At 30.8% G+C, this 19,431-nt stretch carries 19 protein-coding genes; 5 read left to right on the top strand and 14 right to left on the bottom strand.

Features of this window, described 5'->3' with window-relative positions:
- Window positions 1–86: 86 nt before the first annotated feature.
- The 6 genes from CELAL_RS19940 to CELAL_RS19915 all read right to left on the bottom strand — a co-directional run bounded on the left by CELAL_RS19940 (window position 87) and on the right by CELAL_RS19915 (window position 4,450).
- Entirely contained in the window at window positions 87–821 is a 735-nt protein-coding gene (locus CELAL_RS19940) for a metal ABC transporter ATP-binding protein (protein ID WP_013552708.1), read from the bottom strand.
- A gap of 96 nt (window positions 822–917) precedes the next feature.
- Entirely contained in the window at window positions 918–1,829 is a 912-nt protein-coding gene (locus tag CELAL_RS19935) for a metal ABC transporter solute-binding protein, Zn/Mn family (protein WP_041558395.1), read from the bottom strand.
- 22 nt (window positions 1,830–1,851) lie between these two features.
- Window positions 1,852–2,505 (bottom strand): metal-dependent transcriptional regulator, encoded by a 654-nt coding sequence (locus CELAL_RS19930; RefSeq protein WP_013552706.1) that lies wholly within the window; start codon window positions 2,503–2,505, stop codon window positions 1,852–1,854.
- A gap of 201 nt (window positions 2,506–2,706) precedes the next feature.
- Complete coding sequence (locus CELAL_RS19925; RefSeq protein WP_013552705.1) at window positions 2,707–3,129, bottom strand: DUF3592 domain-containing protein; 423 nt, start codon at window positions 3,127–3,129, stop codon at window positions 2,707–2,709.
- 7 nt (window positions 3,130–3,136) lie between these two features.
- A complete protein-coding gene (locus tag CELAL_RS19920) occupies window positions 3,137–3,421 on the bottom strand; it encodes a hypothetical protein (protein ID WP_013552704.1) in 285 nt (94 codons plus the stop codon).
- 156 nt (window positions 3,422–3,577) lie between these two features.
- Entirely contained in the window at window positions 3,578–4,450 is an 873-nt protein-coding gene (locus CELAL_RS19915; protein WP_013552703.1) for a hypothetical protein, read from the bottom strand.
- 937 nt (window positions 4,451–5,387) lie between these two features.
- Between CELAL_RS19915 and CELAL_RS19910 the strand changes: the two genes are divergently transcribed.
- From CELAL_RS19910 to CELAL_RS19890, 5 genes are read left to right on the top strand one after another with little or no spacing between them, the layout of a single operon-like run.
- Complete coding sequence (locus CELAL_RS19910) at window positions 5,388–5,819, top strand: hypothetical protein (protein WP_013552701.1); 432 nt, start codon at window positions 5,388–5,390, stop codon at window positions 5,817–5,819.
- Between the two features lie 43 nt (window positions 5,820–5,862).
- A complete protein-coding gene (locus CELAL_RS19905; RefSeq protein ID WP_013552700.1) occupies window positions 5,863–6,516 on the top strand; it encodes a hypothetical protein in 654 nt (217 codons plus the stop codon).
- Between the two features lie 3 nt (window positions 6,517–6,519).
- Entirely contained in the window at window positions 6,520–7,068 is a 549-nt protein-coding gene (locus tag CELAL_RS19900) for a hypothetical protein (protein WP_013552699.1), read from the top strand.
- A 46-nt stretch (window positions 7,069–7,114) separates the two neighbouring features.
- The gene (locus CELAL_RS21715) at window positions 7,115–9,976 is read left to right on the top strand and encodes a sensor histidine kinase (RefSeq protein WP_013552698.1); all 2,862 of its coding nucleotides are present in this window, start codon (window positions 7,115–7,117) and stop codon (window positions 9,974–9,976) included.
- Window positions 9,973–10,716 (top strand): LytR/AlgR family response regulator transcription factor, encoded by a 744-nt coding sequence (locus CELAL_RS19890; protein ID WP_013552697.1) that lies wholly within the window; start codon window positions 9,973–9,975, stop codon window positions 10,714–10,716. The genes CELAL_RS21715 and CELAL_RS19890 overlap by 4 nt, the downstream gene beginning before the upstream one ends.
- Before the next feature lie 308 nt (window positions 10,717–11,024).
- Here the strand turns inward: CELAL_RS19890 and CELAL_RS21710 are convergent, their stop codons facing one another.
- From CELAL_RS21710 to CELAL_RS19850, 8 genes are all read right to left on the bottom strand, one after another.
- Complete coding sequence (locus CELAL_RS21710) at window positions 11,025–11,786, bottom strand: hypothetical protein (RefSeq protein WP_013552696.1); 762 nt, start codon at window positions 11,784–11,786, stop codon at window positions 11,025–11,027.
- Window positions 11,787–11,849: 63 nt separating this feature from the next.
- Window positions 11,850–12,575 (bottom strand): hypothetical protein, encoded by a 726-nt coding sequence (locus CELAL_RS21705; protein WP_013552695.1) that lies wholly within the window; start codon window positions 12,573–12,575, stop codon window positions 11,850–11,852.
- A gap of 352 nt (window positions 12,576–12,927) precedes the next feature.
- A complete protein-coding gene (locus CELAL_RS19875) occupies window positions 12,928–13,803 on the bottom strand; it encodes a DUF3828 domain-containing protein (RefSeq protein ID WP_013552694.1) in 876 nt (291 codons plus the stop codon).
- 57 nt (window positions 13,804–13,860) lie between these two features.
- Window positions 13,861–14,682: a YARHG domain-containing protein gene (locus CELAL_RS19870; RefSeq protein WP_013552693.1), complete on the bottom strand. Its 822-nt coding sequence runs from the start codon at window positions 14,680–14,682 to the stop codon at window positions 13,861–13,863.
- Between the two features lie 220 nt (window positions 14,683–14,902).
- Window positions 14,903–15,376: a hypothetical protein gene (locus CELAL_RS19865; protein WP_013552691.1), complete on the bottom strand. Its 474-nt coding sequence runs from the start codon at window positions 15,374–15,376 to the stop codon at window positions 14,903–14,905.
- Window positions 15,377–15,545: 169 nt separating this feature from the next.
- Window positions 15,546–16,517: a hypothetical protein gene (locus tag CELAL_RS19860; protein WP_013552690.1), complete on the bottom strand. Its 972-nt coding sequence runs from the start codon at window positions 16,515–16,517 to the stop codon at window positions 15,546–15,548.
- Between the two features lie 16 nt (window positions 16,518–16,533).
- Window positions 16,534–17,559: a hypothetical protein gene (locus tag CELAL_RS19855; RefSeq protein ID WP_013552689.1), complete on the bottom strand. Its 1,026-nt coding sequence runs from the start codon at window positions 17,557–17,559 to the stop codon at window positions 16,534–16,536.
- An 86-nt stretch (window positions 17,560–17,645) separates the two neighbouring features.
- Window positions 17,646–19,430, bottom strand: a complete 1,785-nt coding sequence (locus CELAL_RS19850; protein ID WP_013552688.1) for a hypothetical protein — start codon at window positions 19,428–19,430, stop codon at window positions 17,646–17,648.
- Window position 19,431: the final 1 nt, after the last annotated feature.

Below are 19,431 nucleotides of genomic sequence, written 5' to 3'. Positions count from 1 at the left end.
GTGTTTGGCTTTTAGTATGTACTGTTCAAGCTTTAATTTTTGTTTTCAAGTGTTTTTGATAGTGCTTCTAATTTTTATTTTAACCACTATTCCTGCACACTAACTTTAAAATTAATGCCGTAGGTTTTGGTTAAATTATCATCATTAAAAATATCTTTTACGGGGCCTGTGGCAATTTTCTTTACGTTTAAAAAAGTCACCCAATCAAAATATTCGGGTACGGTTTGCAAATCGTGATGTACTACAATTACGGTTTTATTGGCTTTACGCAGTTCTTTTAGGATGTTGATAATGGCAATTTCTGTAGTTGCATCTACCCCTTGAAAAGGCTCATCCATGAAATAGATAGCAGCATCTTGTACTAAAGCGCGTGCTAAAAATATCCGTTGCTGTTGCCCGCCTGAAAGCTGATTAATTTGTCGGCTTTGAAAAGCAAGCATCCCTACTTTTTCTAAGGCCTCTAAGGCCGATTTCTTTTCTTTTTGTCCTGGACGTTTGATCCATCCTAGGCTACCATAGGTACCCATCATAACCACATCTAATGCGGTGGTAGGAAAATCCCAATCTACACTCCCTTTTTGTGGTACGTAGGCCACTAAAGAGCGTTGCTTGTTGTAGGGTTTGCCATAAATGGTAACGCTACCCGCTAAAGGTTTTAGAATTCCTAAAATAGATTTTATTAAGGTAGATTTACCTGCGCCATTGGGCCCAACTATAGCCATAAGCACACCTTCGGGGATTTCTAAATCGATATCCCAAAGTACAGGCTTGTAGTTATAAGCCACTGTTAAATCATCTACTTTTACGGCTATGTTTGTCATTTTAATAGGTGTTTAGCCCTGATAGTAGCGGCATACTTTTTTGATTTTTCTTCAAAAAAGATACAGCGGATAGCAGGAGATAGCTTCAAGATTTTATTATTTTAATGCGTTTACAATTGTATTTACATTATACTCGAACATACCGATGTAGGTGCCTTCAATAGAATCAGGATTTCCCAGTGCATCTGAATATAATGAACCGCCAATTTCCACATCGTGGTTTTTAGCATTTACCGCAGCTTTTACTGCCTCAATGGTACGTCTAGGCACAGAACTTTCTATAAAGATAGCTTTTACTTTTCGGTCAATAATAAAATCTGACATTTTTTGAACATCTTGAACACCCGCTTCTGTAGCCGTAGAAAGTCCTTGTAAGCCAACCACTTCAAAGCCAAAAGATTTACCAAAATAATTAAAAGCATCATGAGCCGTTACCAAAACACGTTGGTCTTCGGGTAGGGTTTGGATAATTTTATTCAGTCTTGTTTTTAGTGCTTCAAGTTTATTTAAATACGCTTCTCCATTGGCTTTAAAAACAGCCTGATGCTCTGGAAGCGCTTCAGATAATTGCTTCACGACATACTTGGTGGCTTCTTTCCAGTAGTCTACATTAAACCAAATATGGGGATCATAATTAGAGGCAAAGAATTCTGAACCAATTAAGGTGTTTTCGTCCAGTGCATCTGATAGGGCGATGGTTTTTTTATTTTGATGCGCCATTTTCTCAAACACTTCTACCAGTTTACCTTCTAAATGTAAGCCGTTATAAAAAATTATATCTGCTTCTGATAGTTTAGAAACATCGCCTTCACTAGCTTTATAGAGATGCGGATCTACGCCGCTGCCCATTAGGCCTTGGAGGTTAATGTAATCTCCGCCAATATTTTTCACCAAATCTGTAATCATAGAGGTGGTGGTAACCACATTTATTTTTCCGTTATCTTTCTTTTCTGATTTACAACTTATAATAGCAAGAGTACAAAGCGTAATTATGAGGTATTTTTTCATTCTAGTATTGAATATTTTTTGCTTAGTTTTCATTCACGTAAATTATGGTAGAAAAATCTTCGTTAAGTAATATGGTATTGTTATTTACGATAATTTGAGTCATTTTATTATTTATGAATTGTTTGGACACGGCGATAGCATTACCATATTTTAAACCATGCTGCGCACAGAAATCAAAAAACTCTTTATCATCACTCATTAGACGAGAAATAATATATGTTTTGCCTTCTATAGCTTTAGAAAGGGTTATGGAGGTATCTGTGGTGGTTATGATGCCGTTTTCATCAGGAATAGGATCTCCGTGGGGATCAAATTGAGGATTGCCTAGATACTCACTCATCTTATTGGCAAGCAAGTCGGAGGTTTGATGCTCCAATAATTCTGCTTCACGGTGAATGTCATGCAAAGACATATCAAACATTTTAAAGAGTAGCGATTCCCAAAGGCGATGTTTCCGTATCACATTAAGCGCCATTTTATTTCCTTTATCTGTAAGTTTTAATTTTTGGTACTTCTGGTAATGCAACAAATCTTTTAGCGCCAATTTCTTAGCCATATCTGTTGCTGCAGCATTAGAAATACCCAATTCTTTTGCAATGATACCGGGTTTGGTATCATTGGTACGCTTCGCATTTTTATATACGGCCTTTACAAAGTTCTCAACAGCTACAGACATAATGGGTTTACTTTAAACTATTTTTAAGTATACTTAAAAATTTATCAAATGTAACTAAAATAAATAGTTGGACAAATTATAAATATAACATTAAGAAAGGATTATGTGCTAAGGAGTAGGTGGTTGTGGAGGAATAAGGATTTGACTTAAATAAAAAGAGCGCCTCATGGCGCTCTTTTTTTAATCAGTATGGGGACTGTTTTATTTTTCTGTATAACTTTTCTTTAGTTTAATAATCCGCATGGCACTAATCACAACACCGATTGCAATTAAAATGTATAATCCGTAAGTATTAAAAAAGGATACATTTTGTGATGCAGCAATCTGGGGTGTCTCTGGATTGTAATAAATTGTAATTATATCACCAGCAGATTTTACAGAACCATAGATGGGAATGGCTAGAATCTCTACTCTGGTCTGGATGGCTTCTTCTTTTTTTGTGGTAAAGGTCACATCTGCAAAAGCGTTTGTTCTACCTCTGCGCCCAATACTTTTATGAATTTCTGTAATTGTGGCTTCTATTTCTACCCAACTAGGATCTATTTCTTGTGCTGCTACAGGCAGTGTAAAGCTTATGAATAGTAAAGTAGTTATTATAAATTTTAAAGGAATTGTCATGGGCATTGGAAGACTATTTACACGAAAGTGCTATTGCTTTAATTTCATCAACACTCATGGCTTGAGATGCTATCATTGTAGGGTATTGCGCTACCATTTTATCTAACATACAGGTACATAGTTCTTTTGCTTTTTCATCTGAAACAGCACCTTTATTTGCCTTAGCACAACTTGATACAAATTCGGTTTTTTCTTCATCTGACCAACCTTTAGGTTTTGATTCACCACAAGAATAGGTGGCTAATACGAGTAGGAAAAACATTCCGAAAGTGACGATTTTACTTTTAATTATTTTCATTAGGGTTGCTTTATTGTTAGGCTAAATATAGTGTAAATTCTATTGTTCTTTTAATTTTCAGCGTTAGGGTTACAATAATTACAAACATGTAGCCAAATTGATAGGCTTGTAAAGGATAAAATTTAAATCGTATTTATTTTTTTTAACGTTTAAAATTTACTGAGGCACAACTTCTTTCCATTCCCCATGTAGGGCAATATTTTCTGCTGATTGCCATAATTGATGTGAAATATCTCCATTTTTATTAGTTGAAATAATATCTTTCCAATGTTTGTCTCGCTCTATTCGCCATTTCAACTTAAATTCATCCGTAGGAATAAAGGTTCTAAAAAGTGGAGGAGGAAAACCTTCTTCTTTCCTACGTTTATACTCTTTTTTGCGGTAATCATCAAATGCATCTCCATTGGGTAAAGGTCTGTTCTTGTCCATATACCAAACTATAAACGATAAATTAGTATCAAGATTACCTCCAACGTGAAGCATATATTTAGAGCCTATAAGTTTATCTGGACGTTTTACATATAACATATCGGCGGTTGGTGAGCCTAAAGCTCCGCCTGCATGTAACATGCGAATACTTTTAAATTTCATAGTTATTGCATTATTCCATAAAAAACCAGGAAAAGTAATTAACCCATCATATCTGTTATAAATTACTTGTTTTAAAGGCATTGTAAAATAATAAATAGCAAAGAAAATTACCAAACCAATGGACGTAAGTAACAAAATGGTGTCTAAATAATCCCAATTCTCTTTATAGATCCAATCAAATAATTCGAAAATAAAAAAAAGTAAACCAATACCTCCAAAAATTAATGGAAAAATATGTTGAGGATCTTTACTAACAATATATGAATTATTTAAAAAAATAACATCTTCTTTTTCGCCTACATATTTGTCTTTATAATCTATGGGCTTCTCAGTTATTTTAAAGGGCATATAACCTGCCCAATAGTCATTTCTTTTTCTATTGGAAGGATAGGATACATGCGTAATGTCTCTTTTTAAACTCGTGTTTGGTTTTGCCATGTTTTATATTTACGTAGTTCGGTTAAGGGAAGATTTTTTACTTTTTTATTTTCACTAGTATTAAAAAAGGTTAGTCCTTGAGATTTTGGCGTAATTTTTATCCCCATATACCGATTATTGTTTCCGCCTCTTGCATATGGAAAAAAGACCTTCTTGTTAGAATCAATAGTAAGCTTAGCAGCATATATTAGTTCTGTTTTTGTATGAATTTAAGCTCAGTAATTTACATCATTTTTTTCACTTCTTCTTTTCATTAACATTATGATCCCTTGAGAGGACAGCTGATAAGCTGGGGTGTTTTATACCTGTTGTCTTAGAATTAGATATTAAAATTTATTACTACTACTACTACTACTACTACTACTACTACTACTACTACTACTACTACTATTTTATATCCCCGCCCTCCGGGCACCCCCTTCAAAGGGGGAATTGTTTGCGTTTAAAATCTATTTTTTTTGCTAGCTGTAGTGAACGATAACTACCACCCTCCAATGTTTTGTTGCCCATGTAGCCCTGTTTTTCCTTTACCATAACCTTCAAGCGTACTATAACCCTTTTATGCGTTCCTCATATACCTCTATTTAATTTCAGCCAAACTAGAATTATTTAATCATTAATAGTACGAAAAGAGTGTTTGCTTTAATGAAACAGGCATTTCCTATAACCCTATGTTTAAATGGAGTGCGTAAAGTGTTTATTTGTAATTAATTAACCTACTCATTACTCACCTTTACGTGCTAAAATTTTTAAACCCAAATGTCTAAGAAATCCTAATCGCTATTTTAAAATATTTAAGATAGTTATCATCTAGCATGCCGTTATATGTTATGCTTTATAGTATTTAGAAACCTATATATTCTATAAAGGTATATGGGTCATGATCGTATAATAAACAAGTAAACCAAATTATAAATAATCCTAAATTTTAAAAACAATGAAGAATTTTTTTTTAGTAATGACCGTAGCATTTTGTTTCTTAAGTTGTGATAACGATGATGGAAATGCAACAAACGAAAGTCAATGTAATTATGAAGGTTTATCCTATTATGATGTGGATAATGATGATGAAACATTAATACCAGAATCTAATTTAACAACAACTTATTATCCAAATAATAGTGGACCAGGGATTCCTGCAGTGGAAATTTACAAGACAGATGATGTTAGCATGGTTTTTACAACTGATGTTGTTACTCTTAATGCTACAGGTACAGGAGATTTAACAATAAATAATGGACAAACGACTACGGTTAATGTTATTTGCCAAAGAGCAGGAACTGCAGTAGGTGAAGAGTTTCGTTATGATATAACTCTTTCTGGCTTTGAAGTAGAATTTTGTGTGGTAATAGACGGAGTAAATCCGTAATTATTTTTTTATAGCTATTTAAAAATACTCTTAAAATAAAATTATGATAAAAATAAAATATAGTATACCATTGTTAGCTCTCATGTTTAGTTTTATAGGCTGTGATAATAATGATGATGAAACAACACCCACTACTGTGCCTACAGATGGTTTTACCTATAATACAACGTTTTATGAAACGGCAAATACCTATATAGATATAGATGATTGTGATAGTGATAATGATGGTATGCCAGATAGCTATACGTTCTTTTTTACAGATGGTAGAATGTTTGATAATGATGATAACGTAAACGGCTCCTCTGGCGATTATTTATATTCTCTAAATACTACAAAGTTGGTATTTTTAAATGTATTGGTTTCTGATAATCCAGGATTAGCAAATACAGGTATTGTTGCAGGAAATACATATATAGTTTCAAGCACAGAAGACTCTGTAATCATTCACGATGCGCAAATAGATGCATTATCTCCTTCTTTTATTGTAAATAGTGTAGCGTTTGGTATGGGTAATGAAAATATAGGAACATTCCATCTTCCAGGAACAGTAGTGCCTACAATTACTATTAACACGTTTAATTTTGATTTAAGTGATTTAGAAAATAGTATAATTGATGCTGATTATACTTTTATGAATACTTCGGGAGAGGTAATCACAGGTCACTATACAGGAACTTATGGTGTACTATTAGACTAGTGTATGAAAATAATCTTTACAATACTTAGTATAGCCGCTATTTACCTAGTAAGTAGTTGTAGTTCAGATGACGGTTCGAGTACAACGGGCAATACTCAGGAGTATTTTAAATATACTGTTGATGGTGTAGAACGAATTTTTGATAATGAGGTAGAAATACACATTGAAACAAGCAGTACTACTAATTTAATAAAGTTTGAATTTAATGCAAATGGCATATCGCCCAATACAAATGATTTTAGAAGAGTAGCCGGAACATTTTCTTTTCCAGATATGGCAACTTTTAATAGTAGCACCATTTACGACTGGGGGGTTAGTGATGGTGTTACTAAAGGTTTTTATTTTAGTGAAACTACGAGTACAAATCTTTTTTTTATTTCTCCTGATTTTAGTATAAATCCAATTACCGCTACAATTACAACAGCTATACCAACTAACGTAGGAGATTTTATTGAATTTTCATTTACAGGAAGTTATGTAGATAGTGCTAATGCTACTCATAGTATTTCAGGGGTATGCCGAGCAGAAAGAGATCTAGATCAAAATTTATAATAGAAGTATGAAAAAAAGTATCTTCACCTCGTAAAACTATAATAAATTGAAAACTATAAAACTCCATACATTAATTTTTTTCTTAATTGTATGGAGTTTTTCTTTTGGGCAGCAATATAAAAATTATACGATTAACCATGGTTTACCAAGTAACCATGTATACCGTATAACACAAGATTACGAGGGCTTTATTTGGTTTATTACCGATAAGGGAATGGTTAAATTTGATGGTGAGAACTTCAAAACATTTACCTCAAAAAATGGCTTACCCACAAATGATGTTTGGGATATAAAAATTACAAAAGATAACAGGGTTTGGTATTTTTCAAAGAGTGAAAAACTAGGTTATATACAAAATGATAGTGTTTATGCTTTTCCTTCTTCACAAAAGGGAGAAGTTTTTTCTCCAAATACTATTGGTCAAACAAAAGATAGTATCGTATTGAATTTTAATATGTTTAATTATATGTTAGAAGGGAACGTATTTAAAAAAAGGAAAATTAATAAAAACTATAGTTATGGAAGAATACTGGGCAATTCCGAGATAAAATATATTAAAAAGGAAGAAGACAGAACCTCATTTTCTTTTGTAGATAAAGATGACAAAATCATTTGGTCGCCTGATAACCAATCTTTAATAACTAGTACAGGAAAACTCGATTCACAGCTTAACGATAGTTTGTATTATTTTATAGACCATAAACAACTTATGTTTCTTAATCTTAAGAAACATGAATATTATTCTTTAAATTTTTCTGAATCATTAAAATATGAGCAAATAAACTACCAGAGGCTTCATAATGTAAACAATGAGATTCAGCTTACAGGTAGTAATTTTGTAGCCAAAATATCAAAAGAGTATGGTATTACAGATGTTAATTATCTTCCGGAAGAATTAGATACTCATTTTTCTTTTAAAGATAAAACAGGAAATATATGGGCGGCTTCTTTTAATAAGGGAGTTTATTTTTTTCCAGCATCAAAGAAGAATACCAAAACTTATTTTCTAAATGAAAAGGTTCAAGAATTAAAAAGCATAAACCATCAAATATGGGCTTCTGTTTATAAGAAAGGGTTGTATGCTTTAAGTAAAAGCACAAATCTATTTAATCTTTCTTTTAAAAATGATGAATATAGTTTTTCAATTAACCCTTTAAAAAACGATGACGGCTTTATTTACAGTACAGAAATGAGTGTTATATGGTATAAAAATGACCAATTCGAAAGCATAAAATTTAATAACTCAACGTTCAAAAAAAACCACATTGGGAGAAGATTTATAAATCATAATAATACCATATATAGCAATGTATATCAAGGTGTAAATAAGTTAAATATAGAAAATCTTTCTATCGAAAATTTCTATTTTGAATATGCTATAAGCGATTTTTCTTCGCTTCAAAACAAATTAATTATTGGTACATCATCGGGTTTAAAATCTTTGTTAAAAGATAGTATTCAATTAATTTCTGATCGGGAAATATTCAAAAAACCAATTCTAAAGTTAGCGGCTTTAAATAAAACAAAAATAGCAGTTGGTACGGATGGTTTTGGGGTCTATATTTTTGATGGTGAAAATGCAGTATTAATACATTCGACTAAAGATTATAGTGTTGAAGATATTTTTGTAGAAAATGAAAAATCTTTCTGGATTGCAACACAAAAAGGAGTACATCAAATAAAAGAAAATAATTCTATTTTTGAAATAGCAGCCTCGTTTTATGAGTCTGATGGGTTATTGGCAAACAAAGTAAATTCAATAACTGTAAAAGATAGTTTGTTATATGTAGCTACAGATGTTGGTTTAACAGCATTAAATACCCAAAACAATCATAATAATCAGCTGCAGCGTATTTATATAGACGGCATCACTTTCAATGGAAAAGTACAAGAAAAAACTTGTTTAGAACTGGATTATTCTGATTCAGGAAACATTCAAATAGATTTTGGTGTCATTGAGTATTCTAATCAAGATAATTTAAAAAAAGCATACCGCTTATTGCCTAACCAGACTACTTGGATCAACACTTCTTCTAACCAAATAAACCTTCATACATTAACACCAAATAAGTATACTTTAGAATTAAAGGCTACGAATCATCATGGTAATGTAGTGACGAAAAGTTTAGAAATTATGATTAGACCAATGTTTTGGCAAACTTTATGGTTTAAAATAGTAGTTAGTGTTATTATTGGTTCTTTAGTAATATGCATTGTCTGGTTTATTAGTAAAAGGATTCAGTTTAAAAAGGACCAAAAAATTATTTTAGAAAAAGAATTGTCTGAAATTCAATTAAGAGCCCTACGTTCGCAAATGAACCCTCATTTTGTGTTCAATTCTCTTTCTGCAATTCAGTATTTTATTAATGAGAATGATTTTGAATCTTCCGAGATGTATTTAGTTAAATTTTCAAAACTAATTCGTAAATTTTTTGAACTATCTAAAGAAAATGAAATATTAATATCAGAAGAAATTGAGCTTCTAAATAGCTATTTAGAAATTGAAAAACTTAGGTTTAAAGAGAAATTAAGTTATAAAATACATGTAAATACCGCCATTAATATATCTAAAAGTTATATACCAACGATGTTGCTACAGCCTATTGTTGAAAACGCCATTAATCATGGTATTTTTAATAAAGAAACAAATGGTTTACTACGTATAAATTTTGAATATATAAGTGAAGATACGCTTCGAGTAGCTGTAATGGATGATGGTGTAGGTTATAAAAAAAATAAGGTGAGATTAGGAAAAAAAGTAAAATCCTCCAATGTTTTAAAAGATAGAATTCATTTTTTAAATCAATCTAGAGATTGGCATGTGACACATAGTTTTTCGGAAATGTATCCCGAAAAAAGTGATAAAGGCAGTAAAGTAACTTTTATAATAAAACATTTGTCAGAATGAGTAAAATAACTGCAATAGTAATAGATGATGAGATTGCTAATATAAAAGGTTTACAGCAGAAAATAAGTAAACTTTTTCCGGATATTGAAGTGGTGAATACATTTCAAAAACCAGAGGATGCAATAGTAGAATTACAAAAAAACCAACCAGATTTAGTGTTCTTAGACATTGAGATGCCTAGAATAAACGGATTTGATTTATTAACAAAGCTAACAAAAATTAATTTTCAAATAATTTTTGTTACTGCTTATAATGAATATGCTATAGAAGCTTTTAAACAAAATGCAGTAGATTATGTTTTAAAACCAATAGCAAATAATGATTTAATTACGGCAGTAAATAAAGCGAAGGATATAATAAACCAAAAAGCACAAAACGAAAGTAATACTAAGCTTCTTAGTTTATTAACAGAACATGTTACAAATAATAATAAACTATTAATCCCAACAATAAAGGGAATATCTTTTATCCCTTATAACGAGGTTTTACATATAGAAGGGTATGAGGGATATACAAAAATTCATTTGCTTAATAATACCACTATAACGAGCTCTTATAATATTGGAAAATTTGCCAATATTCTCGATAACCCTTTTTTTAAATGCCATAAATCACATATAGTACACTTAGATAAGGTACGTAGTTTTGAAAATGAAGGATATGTTGTATTAGAAAACGGAAATAGAGTACCAATTTCAAAAACATATAAAAAAACCTTTATCGACTTGCAAACAAGGTAATAGTTTAATGCTCATTAATAAAAGCTATATACTTTATTCAGAGCATTAACATTATTTTAATCCAATTTACTGAATTGTTTAAACCATTCATTGATCGTAGTAAAAACTAAACTAAATAACCTGCATCTTTGATGTAAGAAACTTATAAAATAGTTTTTTGGTTGATTAGATATTGAGTGAGTTTATAGTAGTGGTTGAGTTAGTTGTAAAAGCCCTGTATGGAGATACGGGGCTTTTGTTTTTTTTTAATTGGCCTTTTTAGTCTATGGTATAACATTTTTTTAAAAGCTATCTGTAATATACGGCCACTACCAACCACCAATTTTCTCACGTTCTTCTTGTTGCTCTTTAGTTGCTTCTGGGGTAGGTATATTGCTTTGGTACAAGGGTCTGGGAAAGCATTCTGCTTTTCTACGCTCAAAATCTTGCTTACGATATTCATCAAAGGCATCTCCAGGAGGTAAAGGGCGGTTTTTGTCCATATACCAGGTTATAAAGGATATATCACGATAACAATCCCCATTACCAGCCCCGAAAAGGTCAAATGCATGACCCTTTGTAGGTCTGATAACTTGTAACATAAATGAGCCTGTTGCATCTTCACCGCCTGTGCTGTAAGAAAATATTACATTTTCAAAAGGCATGGTCACATTGGCTTGCCAATAGAAACCCGTAAAAGTAATGAGACCATCCTCCCGGTTAAGAATGTGTTCTTTTTTTGGCATGGTAAATAAATACACCGCAAAAAAAACAAAGGCGATACAAGAAATAGAAAAAATTATAATTGGCATAAAGGTCCATTCTTCATCTGAAGGAATAAGGAACATAATAATCATAGCTAAAGCTACCCCTCCCGCCATATGTGGTAATACTTTTGCGGCATAATATAGTATAATAAACTTTTGATTTACTTGCGTAAATACTTCTTTAGGTTTTATATCGTCTAATTTAACGGCTCGAGGTATTTCGGTAATTACTTTATCCACCCCATGCGCATATTGCTGTAAACCAGCCTCCGCTTTTCCGTAATCTCTATGGGTTATTTTTCGTTTATAGTCTTTTACTTCCATGTTTTTTGTTCCTTTAATTATCTTCCTAACAAACCAAATTAAGTGTAATAATTTCTTTCCCATTTACCAACCTCCAATTTTCTCACGTTCTGCTTGTTGTTCTGGTGTAGCTTCTGGCGTAGGAATATTACTGGGATAGAGTGGACGAAGAAAACCCTCTGCTTTTCTACGCTCAAAATCTTGCTTACGGTAGGGGTCAAAGATTTCACAAGGAGGTAGCGGCCTGTTTTTATCCATATACCATACCATAAAACTCCAAGCGACATAGGGGTTTTGATAGCTAATCGTTTTTAACAAATCAATTATTTTAGGCCTAAAAGTATTGATTACCTTTAAATATTCTTGCGGTGAATATCCATCAATAGCGCCACTCACTGCAAATACTACTTTTAATTCATTAAAAGGGCCTTCTAATGGTTTTCCGAAGAATGTGGCAGGATAAGAGATAATACCATTAAGCCGATCAAAATTTAAATTTGAATATTTTTTTGGTGTGAAAACACCTTTAATTAGCAATAGTAATCCTATAAAAGGATATAATAATAGAAATAACATAGTCCAGTGAAAATCATCAGAAGTAAAGAAATCATCAAAAGGATATATAATCCATAACCCTGATAGCAAGAAAATGGCACCAAAGATAATGTCAGCCAATTGCTTACCTTCTGTAGATTCAATAAACTTTTTTTCATTAGCCTCTATTATTGCCCCACCTCTTACCTCAATTCTATCTTTATCTGTAATATTTCTTGGTTTTTTTAAAATCCTATGTTCTTGATGTTTTCCCATTGTATTAACTAGTTAATTGGTCTATTTTATTTTCTTCTATTAAAGTTATTAGGTGTACCACTAGTACGAGCATCACGGGTGTAATCGAGGGAGTAAGATACAAAAGAGTAAAAGAAATGAGTGATGAAAATTATTATAATTAAAGCAATAACGGCCCAAGTGAGACGCTTGTGTTAGTAGGTCATAACCGCAAAAAAATCCACAACTCTTATGCTGTGGGTTCTTGTACTTTCTTAATCTAATTCTATGCCTTTACTCACAATAGGCACGAGCCAGAGCCATCGCGCTAGCGACTATATCTTGTGGTCCAGCGGCCTGTTTTAAAACTCTCAAATACTACATATCAGTTAATTTATTCATCTTTAGCATAAAATGAATTCATAAATGGCTTTACATTTATTTGTGTTTTATATAAGTTTACCCAATTTTCATAATAATAATTTACATTAACAACTTCTTTTTCTAATGAGTATTTTGCAAATGGTTTCCCTTTTTGAGGAATTAGTTCTTTAGACAAACCAAATGTTTCATTAAACTGCATATCATTAGCACAATCCATCCCTATTTCTCCCCATATGAGTTCTACTTCAGTATCGTTTAATATTTTTACCGAAAAGGCATAAATGCATTGCCCGTTGAATAAATATGTTAGATTATCAGTTGTTATGTGTATCTCAATATGATCATTTTGCCAACTATCTATAATTGATTTTGTTTTATTATGAGAAATATTAGCGTTCTTTTTAAAATTCAAATATTCATCATTAAGAATGCTATAAATTAATAGTTTGCCTTCTCTATTGTTTTTTAATAAAAAATCTATGTTTGTTCTTTCCTCATCATTATTCTCAAATTTAAAAAAACTTACCCTATATTCATTCTTGTTTTTTAAAGGTTTTATTTCTATAGATTTCATAAGTACATTTTCATCCCAATCTTGACCATAAATAAAAGGGTTATAATCTAATATAAGATTATCCTCTATAGTTAGACTATCCATTCTTTTTAAAATACGAGGTGACACATACTCTTCTATACCTTCTCTAACTCTATATTCTCCATAATACTTTTTGTAGAATTCAGTTAAAAAATCCACACCAAGTTTATTGTTAGTAATAACAGAATCAATTTGGGTAGTTGTGTTTTTAGTACTGCCAGTATTCTGATTCTCTTCTTTACAGCTAATTAGCATTACTAATAGTGTGATGTACAAATTAAAATATTTCATAATTGTTATATATCTGAGTTATTACCCCCTGCTACCAAGTGGGGGTGAAATACTTTATTAGAATTCGACTAAACCATTTTCTGTTAGTTTATATTTAGTTACTTCTCTTCTAACTTCTTTTGTTTTATAAGAATCTTCTTTTGTTTCGGAATTTTTGTAAGCTAGTTCTTTGTAAATTTTAAAAACTTCTAAAGTGTCTTTGTTTAATTTAAAATCGATATCATAATAGCCATCCGTAGTAGTATCTTCATTTAGTGTTGTAGAGGATCCGAAAAGTTGCTTAAATTCTATTACTTCTTCGTTTTTAACTATAGCCATTTTCATGTACAGATTATCACTATCACAAGTGTAAAATAACAATAGATACTTTATGTTTTCATAATACATAATATCCCATACACTTCCTCCTCCACAAAGATTACCCCTAACTACCTCATTTAAAACTTTAAGCTTAATTCTTTCTAAATCATCCCTAAATTTATTATTAAGTAATTTGTCGCTGGTTAAAGGGAAAAAGTCTGTATTATTCAGGCCTAAATAATACAAGCAATTTTTATTTCCATCTACGCTAAATTGATTTTCTATGCTTTTTACCTTGTCAATATAGTGTTGTTCTTCATCAGATAAAGTAATTTCTATATTAGCATTAGGTGTATACCAAGTTTTAGTTTTAAAATAATAATTTAAATCCTCACTTTTAAAAACATAACCTTTACGTGCAAAAACTTCATTTCTGACTAAACGTAAGTCTTCTTCGGTTTTTGTTTTTAAAACTTCTTCTGATAAATACTCAAATGATGAAACTACTTCTTCTTTTTCTGTTTGCCCTTTACAAGACAAGAAAGTACATATTAGTATTAATAAAATAATTCTTTTCATTATAATTATTTTAAGGAATTTCTCGATTTAAAATATCCTATCGGACCTCCAAGATTTAAAAAAAAACATTACGTTAGTATGAGCGTTACGATCTTAACCGAGGGAGTAAGATACAAAAGAGTAAAAGAAATGAGTGATGAAAATTATTATACTCAAAGCAGTAATGGCACAAGCGAGAAGCTTGCGCTAGTGGCGAGTCTAGTTTAGTTTTCGCATCTTTTTAAAACAATAAAACTACTCTCAATATTGTTTGTAAAAGGATTTTCCTTAAACTCTCATTTATGTGTTTTTCTAATTTAATTTGTTCAAGGTTAATACTATCAATAAACACTTTAGGATTAATTGTCCAAAAGAGGTCTTTACCTTTAGGTCTACTTATATTAATTTCACTAATCTTATTTAGGTTATCATTATAGCCCTTTAATAAATAACCATCAGTTTTAACTTCTTTGGATATATTTTTAATGTTATCATATTCCTGTCCCCAATTATGATAAATAGAATCTTTGTAAAACTTAAATGTTTCTATTGAAGCATAACATGGTTCAAAAAGTATTTTTTGAGAGTTCGTTTCAGTCACCTTAAAAAAAGTATGCCCTTCTATATTATTTTCGTAATTATTTCTTTTCCCTTGACAAGATATTAACCAAATAGCTGTCGTTACGACGAAAAATATACTAATAAATTTTTTCATTTTTAATTATTTAGTCTTACCTCTGTTACTGTATATTTTGTGAATAGCCAGATGTACTTTGAATTATAATTAGTAGTAAAAGGATTGATATTCTGACCATTATCATAAATAATATTTATATTGTATTAAAAAATGGATTTAAATAAAACTGATATATAATAGGGATTAACTAGTCATAATAATATTTGGTAGTATATAAATGCATTTTATTTTGAAACCCTTTATCAGTAACTAACCTGTTTTTTTCATCATAAAAATATCTATGTTCTAGATATATATTAGAATGGTCATACTTATTTTTGAATTTGATTAAATTACCATTTTCGTAATGAAATGATAAGACTCTTAAAACTTCTAATTCAAAATAGTCTAAAGGTTTCTCAAAAATTACATTTAAAAAAAAATCTAGACCATTTTTTTCAATGAGATTCTCAATTTGAAGATAATTAGTACTTCTCCATTCTTTAAGCTCTATTAATGCTCCAACACTATCATAGAGCGCCTTTTTCAACCTAAAATGTTTTTGTTCATTAATTTGACCTCTATTATTAACTCTAACAAGTAATGCATCAGAAAGTGAGCCTCTGTCATTAAACCGAGAAAAAAGCTCAAAGTTTTTATGGCCATCAATATAGTAAGTGGAGTGATGAATGTTTTGTTTTTTATAATATTCTTCTTTTAATACGTTAGTCTCTTTTTTATTAATGTTTAAAGTAGAATATTTATTAGCATTATTTTTTTCTTTAGATGTAGCATAAAGATCTTCCTTAAAACCAAAGCGAGATATTTTCCATTTTCCATTATTTTCATTGAAAATTTCGGAACCAAGGGAGTCAAAACTTTTTGCAGAAGTATATAAATATTCAATTATATCTTCAGATTCAGGTAACATCTCAATAATTAAGTATTTACTCTTAAAATGTGTCCAAAATATTGCTTCATTGTTAAAATCTATAGCTCTCCCTTCTTTTAAATAGGCTTCTCGAACCAAATTATCGCCTATATCATAAATACGAACCGTATCATTAGCTGTGGTGTAAGAGTGATAGTAGTCATCTCCGTTTGGTAATGGTTTTTTTTGTGAAAAGCTAGGTGTACTTTTAGAGAGAAATAGGATTAATATTATTAAAATTCGGATCATTGTTATTTAAAATAAGTTAATTATATAAATAGCTATATTTTGTTACATACATACCATTATTATAATATTTGGATGTTATTAGTCTTTTTTTATCATCAAATGTGTAATTAATTTCCATTTTATCACTACCTCTAAACGAAGTATATTTAGTAGCAAATTTATCGTCATATTCTACTGTTATACTTAGCACCATATTTAAATCCAAATAATTAGCTGGATTTTCAAAAATCACACTCAAAAATAAATCTTCCCCTTTTTCAGTTATAAAATTCTCTACTTGGTTGGTGTCCTTGAAACGCCATTCTTTTTCCTCTATAATATTCCCTAGGTCATCATATTGCATTTTTTTTAGCCACATATTTTTACTTTCATCTTTTGCTCCTCTCGAGTAAGTTTTTATGTATAACAAATCAGAAATTAAACCTTGATTATTAAATCTTATAAAAAGCTCTAAGTGTTTTACATCATTACTATAGAATATACATGAATGGATATTTTCTTTTTCATTGTATTTTTTTATAATTTTTGTTTCTGGTTGATATTTAGATTTTAAAATTTCAGTATTTGAGCTCTTTTTGGCATTGGAATAATTCTTGGTTATATAGTCTGTGTGGTTAAGGGGGTTATCCATATAATTATCTTCTGACCCATTTAAATCGTTAAAACCATATGTGGAAACTATATAAGGTCTATGTATTAACCTACCATTTTCCCCTCCGGAAAGAATTTCTAATTCAATTTCCTTTGTATATAAGTAGGAAACTGTATTTGCAGGTTTTATAAATTTATTTCTTTCTAATAAGTATCTGCTTTCTAGATGTGTCCAAAAAATTGTTTCATTATAAAAATCTACAGCCCTATCTTGTTTTAAATAGGCTTCCCGAACCAAATTATCGCCTATATCATAAATACGAACGGTATCATTAGCTTTGCTGTAAGAGTGATAGTAGTCGTCCCCGTTTGGTAAAAGTTTTGTTTGTGAATAGCCAAATACGCATAAAAATAAAAGAGTAATGGAAATGGGATTTTTTATAAATTTCATTTTGATCAATTTTAATTGAGAATGTGTATTGAGTAACTATCTATTGCTTAAAGCTTAATAGTTTGAATAAACATTTTTGCCAAGTTTTAGCGAGAAACTACTTCGTCATCAGTTTGTAAAAGCTCCCATTGCCATTTGTAAAATGAAATAGCAAACATACTATTCTTTCTAATAGTTTTCTTTGGAGGAGTTCCTTCTAAAGGAATTGTATGAAATCTTAAAGGTGTTTTAGTCTTATATCTTTTGTTATTCTCAGTAATATCATTTACCGGCCTTCCTTCTGGAGGAGCTCCTTTTAAATAATCTACAGAAATATCTTGATTATAAAAATAGCAATTATTATAATCCATAATATTTTCTGTACAACCACGTCTTAAAAGATGTTTGTTTCCAGTGGTTCTTTTATGAAAATAATAGGTTAATTCTCCGGAAGGGTATACATCAACATTTGAAAATTCATCTGGTCGATCATTATTATCAAAACAACTGGTTTTTTTTGTTTGATAACTATTAAAGGAGTGAGCTAAACCCATACTATGGGCCGCTTCATGAATTCCTGATACAAAGTAGCTTGTTCCATCATTATATAAAATAGCCCATTTGCCTTTATCAGAACTTTGTATATTTTCTTCTACTTCGTCAGCGCTACCATAGATGCCATCACGGTGGTAATAGGTGTGGAGATATAGTATAAAACGTTTTTTTGTAGTACCCTCAAAATTACTCCTTACATCATGGTGGTTATTTTTAAATTGACTAAAAGAAATTGGTGTTGTATTGGTTAAAGAGGCTTTATATTCCTCATATAAAAATTTATTATTAATATATTGTTTATACTCATTATGATTAATTGCGTTCCCTTCATCGGGTATTATAAATTGATTAGAGTCCTTACAATTGGATAACGTTTGTACGGAAAAACTACAATTTATAGAGGCTTGGGAGAAGGCTCTTCCCATTGTCTTTTGTAACTTTCTTAAATCATTAAGAGTGCTATTAGCAAAATCTGCTGTGTTTTTTCTTTGTACTCTAACAAGTACCACATCTAACATATATTCAATGTTATTCTTCATAACTCTCAATTCACCGACTAGAGTTCCATATTTAGCAAGATCAATAGTTCCATCAGGAGATTTAATCGTACAATTATCTGTATGGTATACCAAAATACTAACGTCTCTATTGATAACATTTTTACAAGTGATATCTAATGGAAGTCCATTAGAATTCAAATCTTCTTTTTTGATCTCGGGTGCGCTGATTTCAAAATGATTTTCATAACCGGGTTCAGCTACTATATGAAAAGAATCATCATTGTCGCCAAATTGCGGACCAACAGTAACGTCGTAATTTCGATATCCTACTAATAAAGAAACCGTCTTGCCTTGGCGAATAGTAACCCAAGAAGGAAAATAGTCTTTTTCGTTGAGTGTATAAAGTTTTGCATCTTTCTGAAAAATAGCTTTATATTTATATTTAGCTATTAGTAGAGACTCATTAGATTCTATGTTTTTATCCTCCATGACTATGGGGACTTTTTTTCCAGAATCCCCAGGATCTTTAATACTATTAAATACATCATTATAGATGTAATTGTAACGACCAGCTCTTTTGTTTAAATCATCTGTTTTTCCAAAATCATAATAGTCATCACCTAACCAATCAAAACCATATTTAAAATCATCTTCACGCGTTTCATGAAATCCATCAAAGTCACCCTTCATGAACTCATTCCACGAGCCCTCCCATCTTCTAAAATGAAATATAGGTTTGGCAGAAGGCCAAGGTGTAAGGGCTAATTTTTCTTTTTGTTCATTAAAAGATCGTCCTGCAACCTCTATTTCCATTGTTAATTCTCTATCTCTGGACATA

The sequence above is a fragment of the Cellulophaga algicola DSM 14237 genome (assembly GCF_000186265.1).
Taxonomy (GTDB): Bacteria; Bacteroidota; Bacteroidia; order Flavobacteriales; family Flavobacteriaceae; genus Cellulophaga; species Cellulophaga algicola.
The sequence above is the reverse complement of the archived record's forward strand: the minus strand, read 5'-3'. Positions and strand labels throughout refer to the sequence as shown.

Bases quoted from the DNA above. Each gene is read 5' to 3' on its own strand.
- CELAL_RS21710 (WP_013552696.1), bottom strand. From the start codon at position 11,786: ATGGAAGTAAAAGACTATAAACGAAAAATAACCCATAGAGATTACGGA.
- CELAL_RS19940 (WP_013552708.1), bottom strand. From the start codon at position 821: ATGACAAACATAGCCGTAAAAGTAGATGATTTAACAGTGGCTTATAAC.
- CELAL_RS19930 (WP_013552706.1), bottom strand. From the start codon at position 2,505: ATGTCTGTAGCTGTTGAGAACTTTGTAAAGGCCGTATATAAAAATGCG.
- CELAL_RS21705 (WP_013552695.1), bottom strand. From the start codon at position 12,575: ATGGGAAAACATCAAGAACATAGGATTTTAAAAAAACCAAGAAATATT.
- CELAL_RS19920 (WP_013552704.1), bottom strand. From the start codon at position 3,421: ATGAAAATAATTAAAAGTAAAATCGTCACTTTCGGAATGTTTTTCCTA.
- CELAL_RS19925 (WP_013552705.1), bottom strand. From the start codon at position 3,129: ATGCCCATGACAATTCCTTTAAAATTTATAATAACTACTTTACTATTC.
- CELAL_RS19910 (WP_013552701.1), top strand. From the start codon at position 5,388: ATGAAGAATTTTTTTTTAGTAATGACCGTAGCATTTTGTTTCTTAAGT.
- CELAL_RS19875 (WP_013552694.1), bottom strand. From the start codon at position 13,803: ATGAAATATTTTAATTTGTACATCACACTATTAGTAATGCTAATTAGC.
- CELAL_RS19935 (WP_041558395.1), bottom strand. From the start codon at position 1,829: ATGAAAAAATACCTCATAATTACGCTTTGTACTCTTGCTATTATAAGT.
- CELAL_RS19900 (WP_013552699.1), top strand. From the start codon at position 6,520: ATGAAAATAATCTTTACAATACTTAGTATAGCCGCTATTTACCTAGTA.
- CELAL_RS19855 (WP_013552689.1), bottom strand. From the start codon at position 17,559: ATGAAATTTATAAAAAATCCCATTTCCATTACTCTTTTATTTTTATGC.
- CELAL_RS19860 (WP_013552690.1), bottom strand. From the start codon at position 16,517: ATGATCCGAATTTTAATAATATTAATCCTATTTCTCTCTAAAAGTACA.
- CELAL_RS19905 (WP_013552700.1), top strand. From the start codon at position 5,863: ATGATAAAAATAAAATATAGTATACCATTGTTAGCTCTCATGTTTAGT.
- CELAL_RS19850 (WP_013552688.1), bottom strand. From the start codon at position 19,430: ATGTCCAGAGATAGAGAATTAACAATGGAAATAGAGGTTGCAGGACGA.
- CELAL_RS19915 (WP_013552703.1), bottom strand. From the start codon at position 4,450: ATGGCAAAACCAAACACGAGTTTAAAAAGAGACATTACGCATGTATCC.
- CELAL_RS19865 (WP_013552691.1), bottom strand. From the start codon at position 15,376: ATGAAAAAATTTATTAGTATATTTTTCGTCGTAACGACAGCTATTTGG.
- CELAL_RS19870 (WP_013552693.1), bottom strand. From the start codon at position 14,682: ATGAAAAGAATTATTTTATTAATACTAATATGTACTTTCTTGTCTTGT.
- CELAL_RS19890 (WP_013552697.1), top strand. From the start codon at position 9,973: ATGAGTAAAATAACTGCAATAGTAATAGATGATGAGATTGCTAATATA.